Source organism: Paenibacillus sp. PvR133, assembly GCF_017833155.1.
GTDB classification, from domain to species: domain Bacteria; phylum Bacillota; class Bacilli; order Paenibacillales; family Paenibacillaceae; genus Paenibacillus; species Paenibacillus polymyxa_B.
The window spans coordinates 3,786,591-3,808,395 of sequence record NZ_JAFIBS010000001.1; the positions used below are offsets into that span (position 1 = coordinate 3,786,591).

Annotated in this window: 14 protein-coding genes and 3 rRNA genes; 15 read left to right on the forward strand and 2 right to left on the reverse strand. The window is 46.8% G+C overall.

The genetic code is table 11. The features are described 5' to 3' along the window. The first annotated feature begins 44 nt into the window (after positions 1–44). The gene (locus JOE49_RS16870) at positions 45–1,205 is read left to right on the forward strand and encodes a rhamnogalacturonan acetylesterase (RefSeq protein WP_209942030.1); all 1,161 of its coding nucleotides are present in this window, start codon (positions 45–47) and stop codon (positions 1,203–1,205) included. A 118-nt stretch (positions 1,206–1,323) separates the two neighbouring features. Then, positions 1,324–1,647 (forward strand): MGMT family protein, encoded by a 324-nt coding sequence (locus JOE49_RS16875; protein ID WP_023988438.1) that lies wholly within the window; start codon positions 1,324–1,326, stop codon positions 1,645–1,647. Positions 1,648–1,803: 156 nt separating this feature from the next. Here JOE49_RS16875 and JOE49_RS16880 read toward each other — a convergent pair whose 3' ends face one another. Then, positions 1,804–1,992, reverse strand: a complete 189-nt coding sequence (locus JOE49_RS16880; RefSeq protein WP_013370989.1) for a hypothetical protein — start codon at positions 1,990–1,992, stop codon at positions 1,804–1,806. A gap of 319 nt (positions 1,993–2,311) precedes the next feature. On the opposite strand from JOE49_RS16880, the gene JOE49_RS16885 reads away from it, so the two are divergent. The 7 genes from JOE49_RS16885 (at position 2,312) to glpX (ending at position 9,682) form a co-directional block, all read left to right on the forward strand. After that, positions 2,312–3,478 carry a TolC family protein gene (locus JOE49_RS16885; RefSeq protein WP_209942031.1) on the forward strand — a complete coding sequence of 389 codons (1,167 nt, stop codon included), beginning with the start codon at positions 2,312–2,314 and terminating at the stop codon, positions 3,476–3,478. Positions 3,479–3,491: 13 nt separating this feature from the next. After that, positions 3,492–4,952, forward strand: a complete 1,461-nt coding sequence (locus JOE49_RS16890) for an efflux RND transporter periplasmic adaptor subunit (protein WP_053325356.1) — start codon at positions 3,492–3,494, stop codon at positions 4,950–4,952. Positions 4,953–4,958: 6 nt separating this feature from the next. Continuing rightward, entirely contained in the window at positions 4,959–5,678 is a 720-nt protein-coding gene (locus JOE49_RS16895) for an ABC transporter ATP-binding protein (protein ID WP_023988440.1), read from the forward strand. Then, positions 5,675–6,886: an ABC transporter permease gene (locus JOE49_RS16900; RefSeq protein WP_023988441.1), complete on the forward strand. Its 1,212-nt coding sequence runs from the start codon at positions 5,675–5,677 to the stop codon at positions 6,884–6,886. The genes JOE49_RS16895 and JOE49_RS16900 overlap by 4 nt, the downstream gene beginning before the upstream one ends. A gap of 238 nt (positions 6,887–7,124) precedes the next feature. Continuing rightward, a complete protein-coding gene (locus tag JOE49_RS16905; RefSeq protein ID WP_223822107.1) occupies positions 7,125–7,739 on the forward strand; it encodes a helix-turn-helix transcriptional regulator in 615 nt (204 codons plus the stop codon). A gap of 13 nt (positions 7,740–7,752) precedes the next feature. After that, a complete protein-coding gene (locus tag JOE49_RS16910; RefSeq protein WP_025723337.1) occupies positions 7,753–8,556 on the forward strand; it encodes a pyruvate, water dikinase regulatory protein in 804 nt (267 codons plus the stop codon). Between the two features lie 148 nt (positions 8,557–8,704). Next, positions 8,705–9,682: a class II fructose-bisphosphatase gene (gene glpX / locus JOE49_RS16915; RefSeq protein WP_013310165.1), complete on the forward strand. Its 978-nt coding sequence runs from the start codon at positions 8,705–8,707 to the stop codon at positions 9,680–9,682. Between the two features lie 351 nt (positions 9,683–10,033). Here glpX and JOE49_RS16920 read toward each other — a convergent pair whose 3' ends face one another. Continuing rightward, positions 10,034–10,204 carry a hypothetical protein gene (locus JOE49_RS16920; RefSeq protein WP_023988444.1) on the reverse strand — a complete coding sequence of 57 codons (171 nt, stop codon included), beginning with the start codon at positions 10,202–10,204 and terminating at the stop codon, positions 10,034–10,036. A 670-nt stretch (positions 10,205–10,874) separates the two neighbouring features. On the opposite strand from JOE49_RS16920, the gene JOE49_RS16925 reads away from it, so the two are divergent. The 6 genes from JOE49_RS16925 (at position 10,875) to JOE49_RS16950 (ending at position 21,755) form a co-directional block, all read left to right on the forward strand. Further along, positions 10,875–12,430: ribosomal RNA gene (locus JOE49_RS16925) — 16S ribosomal RNA — on the forward strand. A 404-nt stretch (positions 12,431–12,834) separates the two neighbouring features. Then, a 23S ribosomal RNA gene (locus JOE49_RS16930) occupies positions 12,835–15,759 on the forward strand. 146 nt (positions 15,760–15,905) lie between these two features. Continuing rightward, positions 15,906–16,022 (forward strand): 5S ribosomal RNA (gene rrf / locus JOE49_RS16935). The 16S, 23S and 5S rRNA genes sit together here, the layout of an rRNA operon. A 956-nt stretch (positions 16,023–16,978) precedes the next feature. After that, complete coding sequence (locus tag JOE49_RS16940) at positions 16,979–17,803, forward strand: thioesterase II family protein (protein ID WP_028541396.1); 825 nt, start codon at positions 16,979–16,981, stop codon at positions 17,801–17,803. A gap of 216 nt (positions 17,804–18,019) precedes the next feature. Next, positions 18,020–19,915 (forward strand): ABC transporter ATP-binding protein, encoded by a 1,896-nt coding sequence (locus JOE49_RS16945; RefSeq protein ID WP_209942033.1) that lies wholly within the window; start codon positions 18,020–18,022, stop codon positions 19,913–19,915. Then, positions 19,890–21,755: an ABC transporter ATP-binding protein gene (locus JOE49_RS16950; protein ID WP_209942034.1), complete on the forward strand. Its 1,866-nt coding sequence runs from the start codon at positions 19,890–19,892 to the stop codon at positions 21,753–21,755. Before JOE49_RS16945 ends, JOE49_RS16950 begins: the two co-directional genes overlap by 26 nt. Positions 21,756–21,805 lie beyond the last annotated feature (50 nt).

Consider the following 21,805-nt stretch of genomic DNA (forward strand, 5'->3'; position numbering starts at 1 on the left):
ATCCTTTGCTTCGTACAATTAAAAATTTGGAGGAGGAATGAAGAATGAAGTGGAAAAAAGGATTGACTGGTATGCTTTTAGTAGCTTTTTTATGTGGTGCACCAGGTGGGGGCATAGCTACGCCGGCACATGCATCCGCTGGCGAGTACAAGTTTGATTTTGGCGGAGGTACGGTCGAAACGGGTTATACCGGTGTGAGTGCTTCGCTGTCCTATGACTCAGCACGTGGGTATGGCTTTCGTACCCCTGAGAATATGCGTAATGTCAGCGCTTCGGGGACTGGAGTGGCAAGTGATGCGGTACGGTTCCTGGCTACAGGTACGAAAAGCGAGAATACTTTTGACGTTGATCTTCCTCCTGGTTTGTATGAGGTGTCGGTTACTTTAGGAGATACCTCTCGTTCGAGTATTGCGGCTGAAGGGGTGTATCAGGTCATTAATATGACAGGGAATGGGGCCAAGGATCGCTTTCAAATTCCAGTGACAGACGGGCAGCTAAATCTGCTAGTTACTGAAGGCAAAGAGGGCGCGGTCTTCACACTCAGTGCATTGGAAATCAGGCAATTATCTAGCAATCCGGTTACGAATCGAACGATTTATATCGGTGGAGATTCTACGGTTTGTAACTATTATCCGCTAGATAGCAGCGTGCAGGCGGGATGGGGCCAACTGCTGCCAGAGTTTGTGAACACGAATACTTTTCAAATTCGCAATATGGCGTCAGGAGGCCAAATTGCTAGAGGCTTCCACCAGGACGGTCAGTTGGAGGCCATCGTCCAATATATTAAGCCGGGGGATTATTTTATTCTCCAATTGGGCATCAATGACACCAATCCAAAGCATAACGAAAGCGAAGCCGAGTTTAAGGACTGGATGAAGGATATGATTCGGCAGGTTAAGGCTAAAGGGGCGACGGTAATCCTGTCAACTCCGCAAGGACGAGCCACTGACTTTAATGCTAACAATGTACACAACGCAGAAAATAGATGGTATAGAAGCGCTATTTTGGCACTGGCTCAAGAGGAACAAACGCCTTTAGTCGACCTGAATGTTCTTAGCTCAGCTTATTTCACTTCTATTGGTAAAGACGCTACACTGGCCTTGTATATGAACGGTGATACACTCCATCCAAACTATGAAGGTGCAAGGGAACTGGCCCGATTGGTAGCACAGGATTTAAAAAGGCAGGGTCTGAGCGGATTCTAAATTTAAACGATGGGTTTTCCCCTGCTTCTTACATTCGTAGGAGCAGGGGTTTTTAGCCTCTGTTCAGGGTGCTATAATTATTGAAAAAAAAGCAATAGTAATACGGAGGAATTAGAACATGCAGCCTTTCACTGCCCGTGTGCTTCAAATTATACTGTTGATCCCTGAGGGAAAAGTAATGACTTACGGTCAAATTGCGGCAGAGGCCGGAAGCCCAAGAGGTGCCAGACAGGTGGTGCGAATTTTGCATACATTGAGCCAAAAACACCGACTTCCTTGGCATAGAGTGGTCAACCGTTTGGGGGAGATTGCTTTGCAGGAGGATGAGTCCGCATCCCTGCAGCGTCTGTATTTGGAGGAGGAAGGCATACGTTTTAATGAAAGCGGGCGTATTCCACTCGATCAATATCTCTATGATCCGCAGGCGGAGATGGAAGAATAGGAACGGAACAAGCTATGCGGTTTTATATTAGATTTGATTATCACAAAAATCCGGGACAAATCAATTATCGATTTGTCCCGGATTTTTTTCATCTAGCATATGAAGCAGATAACTAGAGGTAATCTGTTATTTATAGCATAAGATTCACTTGTCATTTTATCCGATAAGATGCTGCTGATCCCGTTGGGCAAGGTGAAAAGAAATGCTGTTCATCAGCGGTATATCGTTATTTTTCCGGGCTTCCCGGATCAGTTGTTTCTTTTTTTGTTCTGATTCACGTAAAAAGCGGGTCATCCACAAATCAGACGGTTCGTTAGTGGTTGTCATGCGAGATTCTTTTATCATCTATTAACCCTCCCAGTGAGCGGCTGTTATTCTTTCTCTAGTATATGTTCCAAACCTTAATAGATGCTGTTGGTTTCCTTAAAATTAGCTGAAAATTAGGTAAAGTTCAGGTAAAAATAGGTTGAATCAATATCTCATTGGACGAAAAGTAGTATAAAGCGAGTAATCAGGAAGTAAAGGTTACAAAAATGTATTGTTTTGACACCTTGTACCAACATAAACCTGAAAGTACAATTAGAATGCAAAGAGTTCGTGGAAGTTTATGTCGAAAAAAATGGAAAAGATTCGGGGAATGAACCGAAAGGGGAGAGATTCATCTATGAAGCAAAAAGCGGCTGTCGTGCTGCTTGTATTGTCCTTATCATCAGGATTGGCCTCCACTGTACAGTCTGAGAGTTTATCAGGAAATGTAGCATCAAGTACGTCGGTTAGTCCATCTACTGAGGCTACATCGAAGACATCATCCGTAACGGGTCAGGCTTTACCTATATTAACACTCAATCAGGCCGTGGAATGGGCACAGACGAACAGTTACAATACGCGTACCGCCGAACGGGATGTAGAGCGTCGCAGAATCGAACTGAAAAATGCAGAAAAGGAGCTAGGTTATACACCTGTTGATTCGTTTATAGAGGATGAGTTTTTTGATGATGAAACGTCATGGAGGAATTACAGTTCCTCTACGTTATCCTATCTAGCCAGTAAAAAGCAGGCGCAGTTCGCCAAAGACCAGATTTATTTTAATGTGATGAAAAGCTACCAAAGTGTGTTTATAGCAGAGAATCAGGTGAAAAATGATCTGGAAGCGCTTGAAATCGCCCAAGCGGAGGAAAAGATTGCACTTGCCAAATTTGCACGCGGCAAGCTTTCTGAGTATGCGAAAAACGAGAGTACACAGACCAGAAGCCAGGCTCAGCAAACAGTAGAGCAGGGGAAAATTGCGTTGCAAAAATCTAGGGATGCTCTGAACTTCCTCATGGGACAACCTAACGGAACAGCCTATGAATTGGTTGATCGGCCCGTGTACAAGGAACCGAAGAAGCTGGATATCGAAATACATATACAACAGCTGACAGACATGAATCCAAATTTATGGAAGCTGGAGGATAGTATCAAAACTTCGGAACTTAATGTGAGATACTTCGATTTTAACAGCGGCGCAGGTGCTTATGATCTAGCTAAAATGGATGTCGATACGGCTAAAGAGGAGCTCGACAAAGGTCAAAAGGATTTTGCCGAATCACTCCGTAATTTGTATGCCACGGTTAAGGAAAACCAAAAAAAATATGTACAACTGGAAGAAAGCTTGCGTACGGCAAAAGAGGCCTTGGAGTTAGCGCGCAAAAAGTGGGACAGAGGTCTAATTATCGAGATGGAATTGAAAAATAATCAGTTGAAAGTGAACCAGATTGAACGGCAAATGGAAGAGCTGGCGATCGAGTTGGATCAAAATGAGTATACGTTGAACAAGCCATGGAGCACATAGGGAGGAAAAGGCGTTGGCAGAAACGGTTTTAAATGATGCTTTAATCAAGTTACGGAAAAAACGGAGAAAAAAGTGGATATGGACTGCAATTGTTCTACTGGTTGTAGGTGGAGGCGGAACAGCAGTATATCTGAGTCTGCCCAAGGAGCAGGCGGCACCTTTGGTTCAGGATGAGACGCTTAAAGTAGAGCGCGGCGATGTGAGTGAGAAGCTGGACACGTCCGGTACCGTGCAAGCGTCCAAGGAAGTGAAGTTAAACTTCACGAGTGCAGGTGATAACAAGCTGGCAGTGGTAAATGTGAAAGCCGGGGACAAGGTGAAAAAAGGACAGGTGCTGGCTCTTTTGGACAGTTCAGAAATTAAAATGCAAATTCAGACTGCGTCTGATACTTTGGAAATATCCAAATCCAAGCTGGCTGAATTGGAGAAAGGTCCGAAGGCAGAGGATATTGAAATTCAGAAAACAAATGTACTTCGGGCCAAAATGGCTATCGATACAGCGCAAGAATCATTTGAGCTGGAAGAAGCCGAAAGTCAGAAGAAAACTTCCCAAAAACAGTTGGAACAGGCGCGAAAGGCATATGAAGACCAAAAGTTTTTACATGATGCCGGTGCGGTGTCCAACAGTGAATTGGAGCAGGCAGAGCAAGCACTGGATAAAGCACAGACGGACTATGATGGTCTGGATCTGCAGTTCCGCAAAATCATGTCGCAAAAACGTCGCACCATTTCAGAAGCTGAAATCGGATATCGTACGGCAATGGCAGAGCTTCGCAAAATTCAGGTTCCGGCTGATGCATCCAATATTCAAGCCTCACGGATAGAGGTTCGAAGACAGGCGACGGAACTGGAGCAGAAGAAAAATGAATTGAACAAGCTTCAGGTCACAGCACCTTGGGACGGGGTAATCTTGAAGGTGAACGGGGATGTAGGGACCAGTCCGACGGCTCCATTCATTGTCATGAATAACTCGGATTCCAACGATCTTAAGGTGGTTGTGAAGGTAAGTCAGACCGACATTGTCAAAGTAAAGAAGGGTCTTTCAGCCGTGTTGACTACCAATGCATATCCGGGTGAATCATTTCCAGGGAAGGTGCAATTCGTCTCACCGGAAGCCTCTACGGATGAAGGGATGACGACGTATCTGATGGAATTGTCTGTTCATGACCCGAAAGGCAAGCTCAAAACGGGAATGATTATGAATGTGGCCGTTATTTTGGGAGTACACAAAAATGTATTGTTCGTACCTGCTACTGCGCTGAGATCGGAAGGGGGACAGGATGGCGTGTATGTTTCCGCTAATAACGCTGCGAATCCAGGGGCGCGCACATTCAAACCCGTAGAACTCGGATTTTACACGCCAGATCGAGTCGAGCTCAAGTCAGGTGTAAAGGAGGGTGACACGCTTATTGTGCCTGCTCCTGAACCTCCGCCGGACCCTTCTGCTATGGGCGGCATGCAGGGAGGTTTTTAAACGGGTATGAGATACGTCATTCAGATTGAGGATTTGAAAAAAGTGTATCAGGTCGGAGATCAGGAAATTCATGCCCTGCGTGAGGTACAACTTGATATTGCTGACGGTGATTTTGTCGCGATCATGGGACCGTCTGGATCAGGCAAGTCCACGATGATGAATGTCATCGGCTGTCTGGATTTACCTACATCGGGACAATTTTATTTGGATGGCTATTCGATATTAGATGCCCGCGAGGATGAACTGGCTATTATACGTAATCAGAAAATCGGATTTGTATTTCAAAAATTCCATTTGCTCCCGCGAGCAACGGCTTTGGAGAATGTGGAACTGCCTATGATCTATGCGGGTATTCCTGCCAAGGAGCGTCGTTTGCGGGCAATGGAGGCTCTTACTAGCGTAGGTCTAGGCGATCGGATGAACAATAGGCCAAACGAATTGTCAGGCGGTCAGCAGCAGCGGGTGTCTATTGCGCGCGCACTTGTGAACAATCCGGTCATTCTCTTGGCGGATGAACCGACAGGCGCATTGGACTCCAAAACAAGTGTTGAAATAATGGGGATTTTTCAGCGTCTGAATGATCAGGGGAAAACGGTTGTATTGGTTACTCATGATCAGGAGGTTGCGGAATATGCCAAGCGTCTGATTCATTTTCGGGATGGGCGGATTGAAGAGGATCAGCCTGTTGGGAAACGAAGAATGGCGGCAGAGGAAGTGAAGGCATGAAGTTTAAGGAAATTATCCGTGTATCGCTCAACAGTTTGCGAACCAATATGCTGCGATCTTTGCTGACCATGGTGGGCATTATTATCGGAGTGGCTGCTGTGATTATGATTGTAGCCATCGGTAAAGGATCAACGGCTACGATTACATCTCAGATCAACAGTATGGGAAATAATCTGCTGATGATCTATCCTTATGCTCCATATGATGGTTCCAGCTCCATGTCGTTCAGTCAGACGAAAGGAATATCTCTGGAAGATATCGATGCGCTAGAGGAGCAAAAAGCAGTAGCAGAGGTAGCGCCAAGTGCCATGACCAATGCAGATATTACGTGGAGTCGCAATAAGGTCAGCGCGCAAATTGAGGGGACTTCGCTGGCATTCGTTCATGTGAGAAAGCTGTCACTAGCTCAAGGCAGGTCGTTTACCCACTATGAAGTGGATAAACAAATGAATGTGGCCGTGCTTGGGAGTGATGCGGCCCGTAATATTTTTGGTCCGGATGCCTCAAGAGCGGTCGGTGAGACGATCATGATTAAACAGCTTCCTTTTAAGGTGGTTGGTGTGCTGGCAAATTCCAATTCCAATATGAGTAACAGTGGTCAGCAGGTATATGTACCGATTACAACGGGGATGGAACGGCTAGGCAATATGAGTATTCAGCAGGTGAACGCCTCTGCAACAACAGAGGAGAAGATTAATCAGGCAAGTGCTGAAATTCGGCAGGTGCTACGTGCCAGACATGAGCTAAAGCCATCAGAGGGCGATGACTTTCAGATCATGACCCAGACGGAAATCTTAAAAACAGTGTCCGGGGTTGATCGGATTATGAATATGTTGCTGGCCGGTGTAGCTGCAATTGCGCTTGGCGTTGGAGGTGTCGGCATTATGAATATTATGCTGGTGTCCGTCACGGAACGTACGAGGGAGATCGGGATTCGTAAAGCGATTGGTGCGCAACGCAGTGATATTATGCTGCAGTTTGTGGCTGAGGCTGTTTTTCTCAGTCTGATGGGTGGACTGGTTGGCGTAATGGTGGGTCTCGGAGGTGCAAAGCTACTCGAGAAATTCGTCCAAATGCCGATTGTGTATTCGATAGAGCCCGTGCTTTACTCTTTTCTGTGCTGTATGGGGGTTGGAGTGTTGTTCGGAGTATATCCGGCGCGAAAGGCGTCGAAGCTGCGTCCAATTGATGCTTTAAGATACGAATAAGGGAGCGGGTGCTTCGCCTTACTCGAAAGAGCAGGGTGCAAAGTACCCGTTTTTTTGTGTTAAATAAGTGTTTTAAATGATAAAAAGACATGAATAACCGCCTTAATTTTATATATGTGATGTTTTATATGATTTTTAAGGTTGATTTATTGTTATATATGACGTATTATATTCAATATTAGATCGCAAGAAAAAAGGAGGGACGTTCATCATCGACCTTACGGCAAGACAAGTAGAAATTTTAAACATCGTACAAAAGCATGCCCCGATTACCGGGGATCAGATTGCGGAAATGCTTAATCTCAGCAAGGCGACCATTCGGACCGACCTATCCAAATTGGGCATTCTGAATTACATAGATGCAAAGCCCAAGGTCGGATATTTTGTTGGAAAGCGGGGCACGCCGAACCGGGAGGAAAAATTCCGGCTGTTGCAAATGAAGGTCGGCGATCTTCATGGGGTTCCAGTCATCGTACGAGAAACAACCACGATTCAGGAAGCTGTCGTAGCTCTCTTTTTGGAAAATGTGAGCAATTTGATCGTCACCGATGAAGACGGAGATTTGGCAGGGGTAGCTTCCCGCAAGGATTTGCTTAAGGTAACGTTAGGGAATCCCAATGCAGCAACCATTCCTGTCAGCCTTGTGATGACCCGACAGGCGAATGTTGTCACCGTTTCCCCAGAGGATACGGTATTAGAGGCAGCGCGCAAAATTATTGCCCGTCAAATCGACAGCCTGCCTGTTGTCGTCCCTTCCGACTCCGACAAGCCAGGGGAGCACTGGAAAGTTGTGGGACGCATTACAAAAACGAATATTATTAAAATGTTGCTCGATATGGTAGCAGAGGATTAATGGGAGGAATCGAATGGTTCAGGTGAGCAGTCATTTTATAGCGATCTGTTCAGACTCGATTGGCGAGACGGCAGAAGCTGTCGTACAGGCGACCATGCGCCAATTTGAGTTACCGGACACAGAGATCAAAAGATTTATGAACGTGAGGGATGAAGACGAACTGAGCCGGGTGATGGAGGAAGTTGCCGAGCGTAAAGGCTTCGTAGCTTATACGCTGGTACAGCCAGAATTGAGAGAAGCGATGAAAGAGGAGGCTGTCCGGCTGAATGTGCGGGCTGTCGACATTATGGGACCGATGATGCAGGCGTTTGCCGATACGTTCCATAACGATCCCAAAGAGAAGCCTGGTCTGCTGCACCGACTGGACGATAACTATTTTCGCCGTGTAGAGGCCTTGGATTTTGCGGTTCAATATGATGATGGTAAAGATGTGAGCGCCATTCTCAAAGCGGATATTGTATTGCTTGGAGTATCCCGTATTTCCAAAACCCCTTTATCCATGTTTCTCGCGCATAAAGGTTATAAAACGGTCAACATACCGATTGTACCGGAGCTGACACCGCCTGTTCAGTTGAAGGATGTTCAGCGTGGTCGAGTGTTCGGATTAACGATCGAGCCAGAGTTACTGTTGAAAATACGCAGTGAGCGACTAAAGGTTATGGGGCTTCCTAATAATGTGCAGTATGCTACAGCGATGAGGGTAGAAGAGGAAATAGCGTATGCACAGTCTTTGTTTAAAGAGCTGAATTGTCCGGTTATTGATGTTACAGATAAGGCGATTGAAGAGACGGCAGGTTTAATTATCAGAATGTTATAGAGCCTAGTAGCTGCTCATATAACTAAAAATTAAAATCGTAGGATACAGGAGTTTAATAGATAAATAGAAAGATTGCAGCAAAGTTGCCCTAAATAGTTCATTTGCTTAAGGGTAACAATTAATTTTTAGGAGAGGTGGAGGGATAGGTATGGAGAGTCAAATGGCATTGGAATTCGTTCGGGTAACAGAGGCAGCGGCACTGCAATCAGCACAATGGACAGGGCGTGGAGATAAGAATAGCGCAGACGAGGCGGCTACGGTAGCCATCCGCACTCATTTTAATGCGGTATCCATGGACGGCACGGTCGTCATTGGCGAAGGCGAAATGGATGAGGCTCCCATGCTGTATATCGGGGAAAGAGTAGGCAATCGCAGAGGACCGGCTATGGACATCGCTGTCGATCCACTAGAGGGAACCGAAACGGTAGCAAATGGTTTGAATAACGCTCTGTCGGTCATTGCTGCTGCACCTCGTGGTAGTCTACTCCACGCTCCGGATATGTACATGCAAAAAATGGCCGTTGGCCCGGCATTGGCTGGAAAGCTGTCACTTGAGGACCCAATTCCAACTACATTGTCAAAAGCTGCACGAGTACTCGGTAAATCCTTGTCTGATCTTACTGTGTCCATTCTTGATCGTACACGGCATGCCGGGATCATCAAGCTTCTGCGGGAAAGCGGCGTTCGAATCAAACTGCTTGGCCATGGGGATGTGATGGGCGCGATTGAAACATGCCTGGATAGCGGTGTAGATTTGCATATCGGTTCTGGTGGCGCTCCTGAGGGTGTATTGGCCGCTGCAGCGCTGAAATGCATGGGCGGAGAAATCCAGGGTCGCCTGCTGCCTCATGGTGAAGAAGAGATTGAGCGTTGCAAGCGTATGGGCATTACTGATCCCGGTGCGTTGCTCTCCATGGATGATATGGTCGGACGCCAAGGCGTGATGTTTGTGGCTACAGGTGTGACACCTGGGGAGTGGTTGCAGGGGGTTCGTTCTCTTCCTGGTCACAGAGCGGAAACTCATTCAGTCGTAATGCACTCAGAAACAAAAACGATTCGCTTCGTGCGGAGTATTCATCATACAGCGGATTCTTCCGGTACGCTTGCGGTAGCGGCATCCTCTTGAACATTGAAGTCATGGCTTCCTAAATCTGTTCCCACAGTAGGCGAAAGGTTCTTCTTCACCTTGCATCGTCCAGAGGTGAATTCAAAGCAGAAGTTTCGTATGCTGTAAACACAATACGGAGATTAAGTTTATCGTTTAACAAACAAGGAACGATAGTTCAAAAAAACAACGGTATCTAGGACTCATCCAAGGATACCGCTGTTTTTCATATTACGGGGTCAATCTAACTGTCATGGAACAGATGAAATTATCAACTCCATGGAATACGCATCGAGTATAACCTCACTTTCATTGAGTGACGTAAGCATAATTATTTTTGCCGTTTTTTGGTCCGTATTAGAAATGTGGTTTTCATTTACGTGCTTTTTTTATTAAACACACAGTCAGATAACCTAGTGCTACTACTCCTGTGCTTATAAAGCAAACTCTTAAACCATCTATTTCTACTTTTCGAGTAAGTAAATAAATAGCGAAGAGGCCAGTGAAAAATGTAAGGATTAAGTTCATGATAAATTTCTTCATAATTATCAACTCCTTCTGAGAAAAATGCATCCAAAAAGAATATAAATAGTATTACTAGCATCAACATCAAATGAAATACAAGAAGGATCAACCTTCGAAATCAGCCAAAAACTAATTGACAAAGCAAATCCTTATGTAAATTAGAATAAAACAGATTTAAGTAATACTTCCACCCATGGGGAGTATGAATCACTTTGGTGTATTATCTGTAGCTGTTTATCAGAAGGAATTAATTTCAAGTAGAATTAATTTGGTATACGTGTTAAAGTACTAGTCCAGCCGATAAAATAAGATAAAGAATCTTTATAAGTCTGAACAACCTGGAAATTTTTACAGGTAGACTTAATTGGTTTAAATTGATATATTATTATTCCAGCCCGAAAATGATTGTTAAATAGTAAGGTTTGGATAACCCACCTGGAATTATTTACAGGTTGATTAAATTAGATGAAAATGTTATATTATTTTTCTGGCTCAAAAAGCCACATGAAAATTTGATCTTTGAAAACTGAACAACGAGTGAGTACGGATTTTGTTTACAAAATCCAACGCTGAAATTTTGGTACATGCCGTCAGGCTGTATAAAATGGAAGCGAACAAGAGATATTTTTATCTCGTCAGTTTCAAAATGAGCTTATCGCTCTTTCTATAAACCAACTTCGGTTGGTCTTTAATGGAGAGTTTGATCCTGGCTCAGGACGAACGCTGGCGGCGTGCCTAATACATGCAAGTCGAGCGGGGTTGTTTAGAAGCTTGCTTCTAAACAACCTAGCGGCGGACGGGTGAGTAACACGTAGGCAACCTGCCCACAAGACAGGGATAACTACCGGAAACGGTAGCTAATACCCGATACATCCTTTTCCTGCATGGGAGAAGGAGGAAAGACGGAGCAATCTGTCACTTGTGGATGGGCCTGTGGCGCATTAGCTAGTTGGTGGGGTAAAGGCCTACCAAGGCGACGATGCGTAGCCGACCTGAGAGGGTGATCGGCCACACTGGGACTGAGACACGGCCCAGACTCCTACGGGAGGCAGCAGTAGGGAATCTTCCGCAATGGGCGAAAGCCTGACGGAGCAACGCCGCGTGAGTGATGAAGGTTTTCGGATCGTAAAGCTCTGTTGCCAGGGAAGAACGTCTTGTAGAGTAACTGCTACAAGAGTGACGGTACCTGAGAAGAAAGCCCCGGCTAACTACGTGCCAGCAGCCGCGGTAATACGTAGGGGGCAAGCGTTGTCCGGAATTATTGGGCGTAAAGCGCGCGCAGGCGGCTCTTTAAGTCTGGTGTTTAATCCCGAGGCTCAACTTCGGGTCGCACTGGAAACTGGGGAGCTTGAGTGCAGAAGAGGAGAGTGGAATTCCACGTGTAGCGGTGAAATGCGTAGATATGTGGAGGAACACCAGTGGCGAAGGCGACTCTCTGGGCTGTAACTGACGCTGAGGCGCGAAAGCGTGGGGAGCAAACAGGATTAGATACCCTGGTAGTCCACGCCGTAAACGATGAATGCTAGGTGTTAGGGGTTTCGATACCCTTGGTGCCGAAGTTAACACATTAAGCATTCCGCCTGGGGAGTACGGTCGCAAGACTGAAACTCAAAGGAATTGACGGGGACCCGCACAAGCAGTGGAGTATGTGGTTTAATTCGAAGCAACGCGAAGAACCTTACCAGGTCTTGACATCCCTCTGACCGGTCTAGAGATAGGCCTTTCCTTCGGGACAGAGGAGACAGGTGGTGCATGGTTGTCGTCAGCTCGTGTCGTGAGATGTTGGGTTAAGTCCCGCAACGAGCGCAACCCTTATGCTTAGTTGCCAGCAGGTCAAGCTGGGCACTCTAAGCAGACTGCCGGTGACAAACCGGAGGAAGGTGGGGATGACGTCAAATCATCATGCCCCTTATGACCTGGGCTACACACGTACTACAATGGCCGGTACAACGGGAAGCGAAATCGCGAGGTGGAGCCAATCCTAGAAAAGCCGGTCTCAGTTCGGATTGTAGGCTGCAACTCGCCTACATGAAGTCGGAATTGCTAGTAATCGCGGATCAGCATGCCGCGGTGAATACGTTCCCGGGTCTTGTACACACCGCCCGTCACACCACGAGAGTTTACAACACCCGAAGTCGGTGGGGTAACCCGCAAGGGAGCCAGCCGCCGAAGGTGGGGTAGATGATTGGGGTGAAGTCGTAACAAGGTAGCCGTATCGGAAGGTGCGGCTGGATCACCTCCTTTCTATGGAGAATCGTTTCCTGCAACGGAAACATTCAAATCAGCAGGTACAATGTACCTGCGACCGGATATTCAATTCGGTTCATCACGTTCGTGTGAATGAAATGAATATCCTTAACTTACTCACTCGTTGCTCAGTTTTGAGAGCTCAAACTCTCAAGCTTCGACGAATGTTTCATTCACACATCCGTGTGGAACCGAAATATTCATCGGGTTTCGCTTCGATGAAGCGAATTGCACCTTGAAAACTGGATACCGAAACGAAATTGCGTTTTAGAATATTCCTTTAAGCTGATCTTGTGTAAACAAGTGAAATAAAGGTAGCAGGTAAGGAAAGATCTTTTGCCTTTGGCAAAAATCATTCTTTATCGAACATCGACATTTTCTTTCTTTGAAAGAAAAGTCTAGGTTAAGCTACAAAGAGCACACGGAGGATGCCTAGGCGCCAGGAGCCGACGAAGGACGTGGCGAACAACGATAAAGCCTCGGGGAGCTGTAAGCAAGCTTTGATCCGGGGATGTCCGAATGGGGAAACCCGGCTGTCTTCATCGACAGTCACTTTCTGCTGAATACATAGGCAGAATAGAGGCAGACCAGGGGAACTGAAACATCTAAGTACCCTGAGGAAGAGAAAACAATAGTGATTCCGTCAGTAGCGGCGAGCGAACGCGGATTAGCCCAAACCAAGGAGCTTGCTCCTTGGGGTTGTGGGACGTCTCACATGGAGTTACAAAGGAACCGGTTAGATGAAGAGGTCTGGAAAGGCCCGCCAGAGAAGGTAAAAGCCCTGTAGTTCAAAACTTGTTCCCTCCGAGACGGATCCCGAGTAGTGCGGGGCACGTGAAACCCCGTATGAATCCGGCAGGACCATCTGCCAAGGCTAAATACTCCCTGGCGACCGATAGTGAAGCAGTACCGTGAGGGAAAGGTGAAAAGCACCCCGGAAGGGGAGTGAAATAGATCCTGAAACCGTGTGCTTACAAGAAGTCAGAGCCCTATTTATGGGTGATGGCGTGCCTTTTGTAGAATGAACCGGCGAGTTACGTTCCCGTGCAAGGTTAAGGTGAAGAGCTGAAGCCGCAGCGAAAGCGAGTCTGAATAGGGCGAATGAGTACGTGGACGTAGACCCGAAACCGGGTGATCTACCCCTGTCCAGGGTGAAGGTGCGGTAACACGCACTGGAGGCCCGAACCCACGCATGTTGAAAAATGCGGGGATGAGGTGGGGGTAGCGGAGAAATTCCAATCGAACCCGGAGATAGCTGGTTCTCCCCGAAATAGCTTTAGGGCTAGCCTCGGAAATAGAATCGTGGAGGTAGAGCACTGATTGGGTGCGGGGCCCGCAAGGGTTACCAAGCTCAGTCAAACTCCGAATGCCATAGATTTAGTTCCGGGAGTCAGACAGTGAGTGCTAAGATCCATTGTCGAAAGGGAAACAGCCCAGACCATCAGCTAAGGTCCCCAAGTGTGTGTTAAGTGGGAAAGGATGTGGAGTTGCACAGACAACCAGGATGTTGGCTTAGAAGCAGCCACCATTGAAAGAGTGCGTAATAGCTCACTGGTCGAGTGACTCTGCGCCGAAAATGTAACGGGGCTAAACACACCACCGAAGCTATGGCTTGATGCTTGCATCAGGGGTAGGGGAGCGTTGAATGCGGGTTGAAGGTGTACCGTAAGGAGCGCTGGACTGCATTCAAGTGAGAATGCCGGTATGAGTAACGAAAAGATCTGTGAGAATCAGATCCGCCGAAAGCCTAAGGGTTCCTGAGGAAGGTTCGTCCGCTCAGGGTAAGTCGGGACCTAAGGCGAGGCCGATAGGCGTAGTCGAAGGACAACAGGTCGAAATTCCTGTACCACCGTAATCCGTTATGAGCAATGGGGTGACGCAGTAGGGTAGTGACGCGGACTGATGGATGTCCGTCTAAGCAGTGAGGCTGGTGTGTAGGCAAATCCGCACATCGTTAAGGCTGGGCTGTGATGGGGAGCGAAAATTACAGTAGCGAAGGTCATGATCTCAGACTGCCAAGAAAAGCCTCTAGCCAGGAGAAGGTGCCCGTACCGCAAACCGACACAGGTAGGCGAGAAGAGAATTCTAAGGCGCGCGGAAGAACTCTCGTTAAGGAACTCGGCAAAATGACCCCGTAACTTCGGGAGAAGGGGTGCCTCGGTAGGGTGAATAGCCCGAGGGGGCCGCAGTGAAAAGGCCCAAGCGACTGTTTAGCAAAAACACAGGTCTGTGCGAAGCCGCAAGGCGAAGTATACGGGCTGACGCCTGCCCGGTGCTGGAAGGTTAAGGGGAGTGGTAAGCCTTCGGGCGAAGCTATGAACCGAAGCCCCAGTAAACGGCGGCCGTAACTATAACGGTCCTAAGGTAGCGAAATTCCTTGTCAGGTAAATTCTGACCCGCACGAATGGCGTAACGACTTGGGCGCTGTCTCAACGAGAGATCCGGTGAAATTTTAATACCTGTGAAGATGCAGGTTACCCGCGACAAGACGGAAAGACCCCATGGAGCTTTACTGCAGCTTGATATTGAATTTGGGTACGATCTGTACAGGATAGGTGGGAGCCGTTGAACTTTGAGCGCCAGCTTGAAGGGAGGCATCCTTGGGATACCACCCTGATCGTATCTAGGTTCTAACTTGGTACCGTAATCCGGTGCGAGGACAGTGTCAGGTGGGCAGTTTGACTGGGGCGGTCGCCTCCTAAAGAGTAACGGAGGCGCCCCAAGGTTCCCTCAGAATGGTTGGAAATCATTCGAAGAGTGCAAAGGCAGAAGGGAGCTTGACTGCGAGACCTACAAGTCGAGCAGGGACGAAAGTCGGGCTTAGTGATCCGGTGGTACCGCATGGAAGGGCCATCGCTCAACGGATAAAAGCTACCCTGGGGATAACAGGCTTATCTCCCCCAAGAGTCCACATCGACGGGGAGGTTTGGCACCTCGATGTCGGCTCATCGCATCCTGGGGCTGAAGTAGGTCCCAAGGGTTGGGCTGTTCGCCCATTAAAGCGGTACGCGAGCTGGGTTCAGAACGTCGTGAGACAGTTCGGTCCCTATCTGTCGTGGGCGTAGGAAATTTGAGAGGAGCTGTCCTTAGTACGAGAGGACCGGGATGGACGTACCGCTGGTGTACCAGTTGTTCCGCCAGGAGCACCGCTGGGTAGCTATGTACGGAAGGGATAAGCGCTGAAAGCATCTAAGCGTGAAGCCCCCCTCAAGATGAGATTTCCCAATTAGTAAGACCCCTTGAAGACGACGAGGTAGATAGGTTGGGGGTGGAAGTGCAGTAATGCATGGAGCTGACCAATACTAATCGGTCGAGGGCTTATCCTAAGAATAAAACGCAAATGAGTTTCGGATCCAGTTTTCAGGGTGTAAGTTTTGTATTGTATAAGCTCAAGTGGCTTATATGAAACAAGCGAACACACAGCATTTGGCGATGCTGATTCCTGAAAAAGAATTTACGATGTAAATTCATGTTTGGTGGCGATAGCGGAGGGGTTCCACACGTACCCATCCCGAACACGACCGTTAAGCCCTCCAGCGCCGATGGTACTTGGACCGCAGGGTCCTGGGAGAGTAGGACGTCGCCAAGCAAGATTAAAGAGCACAGCCTTAATGGGCTGTGCTCTTTTTGTATACCATAAGGCTTTCGCGTTTTGGAAAATATACAAGAAACCCATACATATACTCCATTCCACTAAATTAATATGATTGGGGGATAACTACAATAAAGCTTACAACACTCTGCATATCGACCGATAGTGAAGTCAAACATAATGAAATTTATAAAGCAGCAAGTCTCCAACAACAGGGAGCCTTGCTGTTTGCCGTTACTGTTTTTTGAGGGGGAAGATTAAAAGTAAGGCTATAAATTTCTAGAGAACAGGTACTTTTGAAGCGAGATAGAAACGTTTCTATTAGAGTTTGAAAAGAAAATTCATAGCTTTGGGAGAGAAAAACTCAATCCGAACTGAATTTTTTAGACGAAGAGTCAGAAAAAAATATGCAAAATATGGTCCTTTAGGACTATGAAATAACAATATTTATTACAAAATTAAAGAGTTATTAATTTTGGTTTATGTGAGCTTGATACAAATTCGATCCATTATTTAGGAGGTTAAAGAGAGTTGCGGAAAAAGGCGGAATTTGTCGGATGATATCAGGTTGAATTTGTTACATTTATGTTAATGGCATGTAAAGATAAAATTGTTGTAGGATAAGGGGTTGGAGCTTCAATGTAAATCATAATGAGTTTAGTTTTACAAAATTCGTGAAAACCAAAAATTTCGTTTTAAACTAAATTAACAGATCATGATTGACAGATAACTAATAAAAAAAGTGAAATTGTTGCTTTTGAAGTTTGGAAACAAATAACATAATATGGATTTTGTTTTATTTTTATGAGCTCCATCAATTTAGCCCTTTTGTCCCATGCCAAGCGGTTTTAAAGTTTGTATATTTAAAAACAGTTAGAAAGTGTTGGAAGAAAAAAAGAGATATAAGGATTTACTGTAAAATTATGAACTGCATAGAGGATGGAGGAATTCATTTGACAACTCGATCACAATCTTGGTTCGCAAAAACAGAGGTCCAACCGACTGCGAAGCTCCAACTATTTTGCTTCCCCTACGCTGGTGGTGGCGCTTACATATTTAACTCTTGGAAGTCTAGGTTCGCGCCTGATATTAACGTGTTGCCTATACAACTTCCAGGACGTGAAAGCCGCTCAACAGAAGCTCCAATGGATACTCTTCAGGACATCGTTCAATCGTTGATTCCCGCTATGGCCCCATACATGCATAAGCCGTTCGCTTTTTTTGGGCACAGTATGGGTGCACTGATTGCATTTGAAACAGCACGACAGTTGTACAGCAAAACTGGAAAGCTACCTGTGCATATCATCATATCTGGTAAATCCGCACCACATCTTCCATACTCCAAAAAACGACTCCATGATTTAGCAGACGATTCTTTCACCGAAGAGCTTCGTTTGATGCAGGGAACACCTGAAGAGGTGCTGCAAAATGCAGAATTGATGCAAATTATTATGCCTCGTCTGCGTGCAGATTTTAAGGTATGTGAAACTTATGTTTATCAGCCGGGAAATCCACTGGTATGTCCGATGACCGTTTTAGGCGGAATGAAGGATTTTGAGGTTAGCACAGATTCACTCCATGCCTGGCAACAGCATACGACATCACCTATGGATGTTCAGATGTTCGAAGGTAATCACTTTTTCATCCATGAACAAGAACAAGAAGTTATGAGCGCAGTCGAGAACATTCTTTCTACATCCTCGCCGATGGCCCACGCGGCGGCAGCTCATACAGCTTACAACACAAGCACCCTACAACCACGATTCAGACAGAGTTGAATGTCCCACACATCACGATACACTTCGTTATTACCATCTCAGCAACAATCGACAACCAACCCACAAACAAGATGCAAATTCCAGCATAGTTCAAAATCGCATTTTATTCTGTACGGATACTCATGCATCCAAACCCAGAGTTTATCTCAACGACGTCCACAGCCAATATAAAAAGTTCGCACTGAAAAAGTGTGGGCAACGAAAAGAGGGATGCCCTTGTTTCGATCAAATTCTGCTTTTCGGAGACTCGCACGTTATGTAAGGCCGTATAATCTATGGGTTTTCATAACGGTGATCGCCTCCTTGTGTTTGGCAGCTATTGACATTATTTTGGGTAAGGCTATTGAGCAAATGGCACAGGGGACATTCTCCTCTACCCAGAACATGATCTATCTGGTTGTTGGGATGACGCTAATTGGAATGCCCTGTAAGTTTGTGATGAGGTACGCTTCAGCGCGTTTTAGTGTTAGTGCTCTGCGCGACTTGAGAGGCGATCTCGTACATAAGTTTTGCGATTTACCGGTTTCCAGCGTGGAAAGGAAATTTACCGGAGATTTGGTATCCCGTCTAACCAATAATACGGCAGTATTACAGAACTTTTTTATCCAGCAGTTTTCCAATCTGTTTTATTTACCGCTTGTGTTTACGGCATCACTCATATTGCTTTTACTGACAAGCTGGAAACTGATATTGGCAAGTCTTGCGCTCATGCCAATAGGAATGATCATAACATCACTAATGAGCAAGCCGATTGAAAAATATTCCGCAGATCTTCAGGAGAAAATTGCTCATTTGAACGCTGTGGGGCAAGATGCAATCGGAGGAATCCCTATCGTCAAGGCATTCAATATGCAAGCTGTGCTGTTGAAGAAGTATATGGTGATTATGGAGGAGGTCGTCAAGCGCGGCTTAAGGCTAGAAAAGCGCTATGCAGCCATTACTCCAGTAGGTGTGATGATGCTGGCAACACCAATTATTTTGGTCATTGTATACGGAGGATACCTGATACAACATGGAGAGCTGAATGCTGGAGGCATAGTACTTTTTTTATACCTGATTTCGTTCATATTACAGCCGATTGCCATGCTGCCGACAATCATTTCGCAAATGAAGGAAGCGGGTGGAGCCGCAAAGCATTTGTTTGAGGTGCTGGATTGGCAGAATGAACGTCAGGACGGCGAAATGACCTTGGTAGATCAGAGGCGAGAGAATAGGGCGCCTCATTTGGAAGACGATGCAGATGGGGAAGCCAACCGAATGAGTGAAGGCGGAGCAGAAAGCGATGATGGCGTTGATGGTGTTGCTGTAGTCAGCTTTGAGCATTTGACCTTTGGCTACGATGAAGGGAACACAGTGCTGAAGGATATCAGCTTCCAGGCAGGGCAAGGGGATATGGTGGCGATTGTCGGTGCCAGCGGTGGCGGTAAAAGCACGATTTTCAAGCTGCTTTGCGGATTTAATGAACCTGGAGAGTATGCCGGAACCATTCAACTATTTGGAAAGAGTTTGACAGATTGGAATTTAACAAGCCTGCGCAGTCATATTTCGATGGTATCTCAGGAGTCGTCGCTTTTTCCGGCCACCATTGCAGAAAATATCGGATATGGACGTCTGGAGGCGACTCGGGAAGAAATTGTCGAGGCGGCGAAAGCGGCACATGCGCATGATTTTATTGTTCAACTTCCCGAGGGCTATGAAACCCTGTTGAGCGAGCGGGGAGGCGGATTGTCTGGCGGTCAAAAACAGCGTATTTCTATAGCAAGAGCATTACTGAAAAATGCTCCGCTGCTTTTATTGGACGAGCCGACTTCAGCACTCGATAGTCAGTCGGAGGCTCAGGTGCAGAATGCGATGAATGCGGTAATGCAAAACCGGACGGTACTGGTCATTGCTCATCGACTGTCAACCGTACGTCAGGCGAACCGTATTATTGTACTCGATCAGGGGAGCATTGTGGAATCGGGTTCTCATGAGGAGTTACTAGGTCGTGATGGTGTGTACCGAAAGCTGTATTTGAAAAATTTTGAAGAAGAACAGCATACGGCGGAAAACGGTAATTCGTTGCCTGAGGAAAGGAGTGAGCGTCGTGACCTTCAAGCAGGGGTTTTATGAATTTAAGCAGTTGATGTCCCTGATGAAGCCGCATCGAAAATGGTATTTTACCGGGCTGGTTGGCAATAGTCTGACCAATGCCAGCATCACGATTTTACTTTCTTTCGTGGTGCATTATTTGCTGAATTTTGCGGTTAATGGCGATGTACAGGAGCTATACCGAGCGGTCTATTTGGTCAGTGGTACATTTTTGGCATTAAGTCTTATTTCCCCCCTGTGCAGCTATATGTATAAACGGTGTGTAAAGCTGGCGATTGCCGATGTACGAATGAAACTATTTGGCCACATTGTCAAGCTATCGTACGAAAAAGCCGAAAAACACCATTCGGGTGATCTTGTATCCCGTATGACGAACGATGTACAGGCGCTGGAGCAGGCTTACACCGTTCATATCCGCTCGATTATACTAGAAATTTCGCTTTTCTTGGGCTCGTTGGTCATTTTGATGGTTCTGGATTGGCGATTTGGGATTATGGCGGTTTTACTTGGGCTGGCTTCAGCCTGGATAAACGCTCATTTCGCGAAGAAAATGCGAAAGACGAGTGAAGAGTTACAGGGACGGATGAGCAGGTTCACGGAACGATTGAGTGATTTGCTTTCCGGTTTGCAGACGGTGAAGTTGTTTGGGTTGAGGACAAAGGTAGGTGGACTTTGTAACGATGCAAGCGAGGACATAAACCGCATCAGCATTCGGCAGGGACGTCATATGGGCTTGCAGGATATGTGCAATTTTGTCATAGAGTTCATCACGCTGGGCGGTGTGCTTGTCGCCGGATTGATTCTGGTATCGCAGAAGCAAATGGAACTGGGGGTATTGGGACAGATTGTGCAGCTGCAAACCGGTATTTCAACGGTGTTTTTGGAGCTAGGGGCGGCTGTAACACTGTTACAAAACTCCTTGGCAGGCTTGGCGCGTATTCGCGAAATTCTGGATGAGTCGAAGGAAGAGGAGCAGTTCCCCGCGGCTAAAAAGAAGGGACCGCTGACTAGGCTTATCGATCCCGAGACGGCAGCTTTATCAGCCTGTGAATCTGAGAAATTCTATGGCGATGTTGAGACCTTGCGTTCAGACCACGCCATTGAACAGACTCCGGCTGCGCTGGAGCTGCACGACATCACCTTTGGCTATCAGCCTGACCATCCAACGCTGCAAAGGTTAAACTTGGTCGTGCTAGAAGGGCAGGTAACCGCGCTTGTCGGCCCGAGTGGTGGTGGCAAAAGCACAGTCATGAAGCTGTTGCTGGGATTTTACCCACCGGACGAAGGTGTGCTGCGGGTTCGTGGTCGCTTGGCAGAAGAATTTCCGTTGGATGAGGTCAGGGATTTAATGGCCTATGTACCACAGGAGGCTACGCTGTTCCACGGTACAGTAGCGGATAATATCCGTTTTGGCTCACCGGCTGCCACGGATGAAGAAGTAGAGGCTGCGGCCAAAACAGCCTATGCCAGCGGCTTCATAGGCGAGCTGCCAGAGGGGTACGACACGATTGTCGGTGAACGCGGAGCCAATTTGTCCGGCGGTCAAAGACAGCGGATCGCAATTGCCCGTGCTTTGCTCAAAAATGCACCGATTTTGCTGTTGGATGAAGCGACCTCGGCTTTGGATGCAGAATCGGAATATGAAGTCCAGCAGGGCTTAAATGAGCTGATGAAGGATCGTACGACATTAGTTATTGCCCATCGATTGTCTACGATTGAACGGGCGGATACGATCTGTGTCCTTGCCGATGGCGAACTGAAAGAGCAGGGTACCCATGATCAGCTCCTTGCCGAGGGAGGTCATTATGCAGAGCTGTATGAGCTTCAATTTCGAAAGCATCCCGAGGAACAAACCGCATAAATATGCGAATTTCCTTTTTACCAATATCTATTTTGCGAGGAGAGAAACGG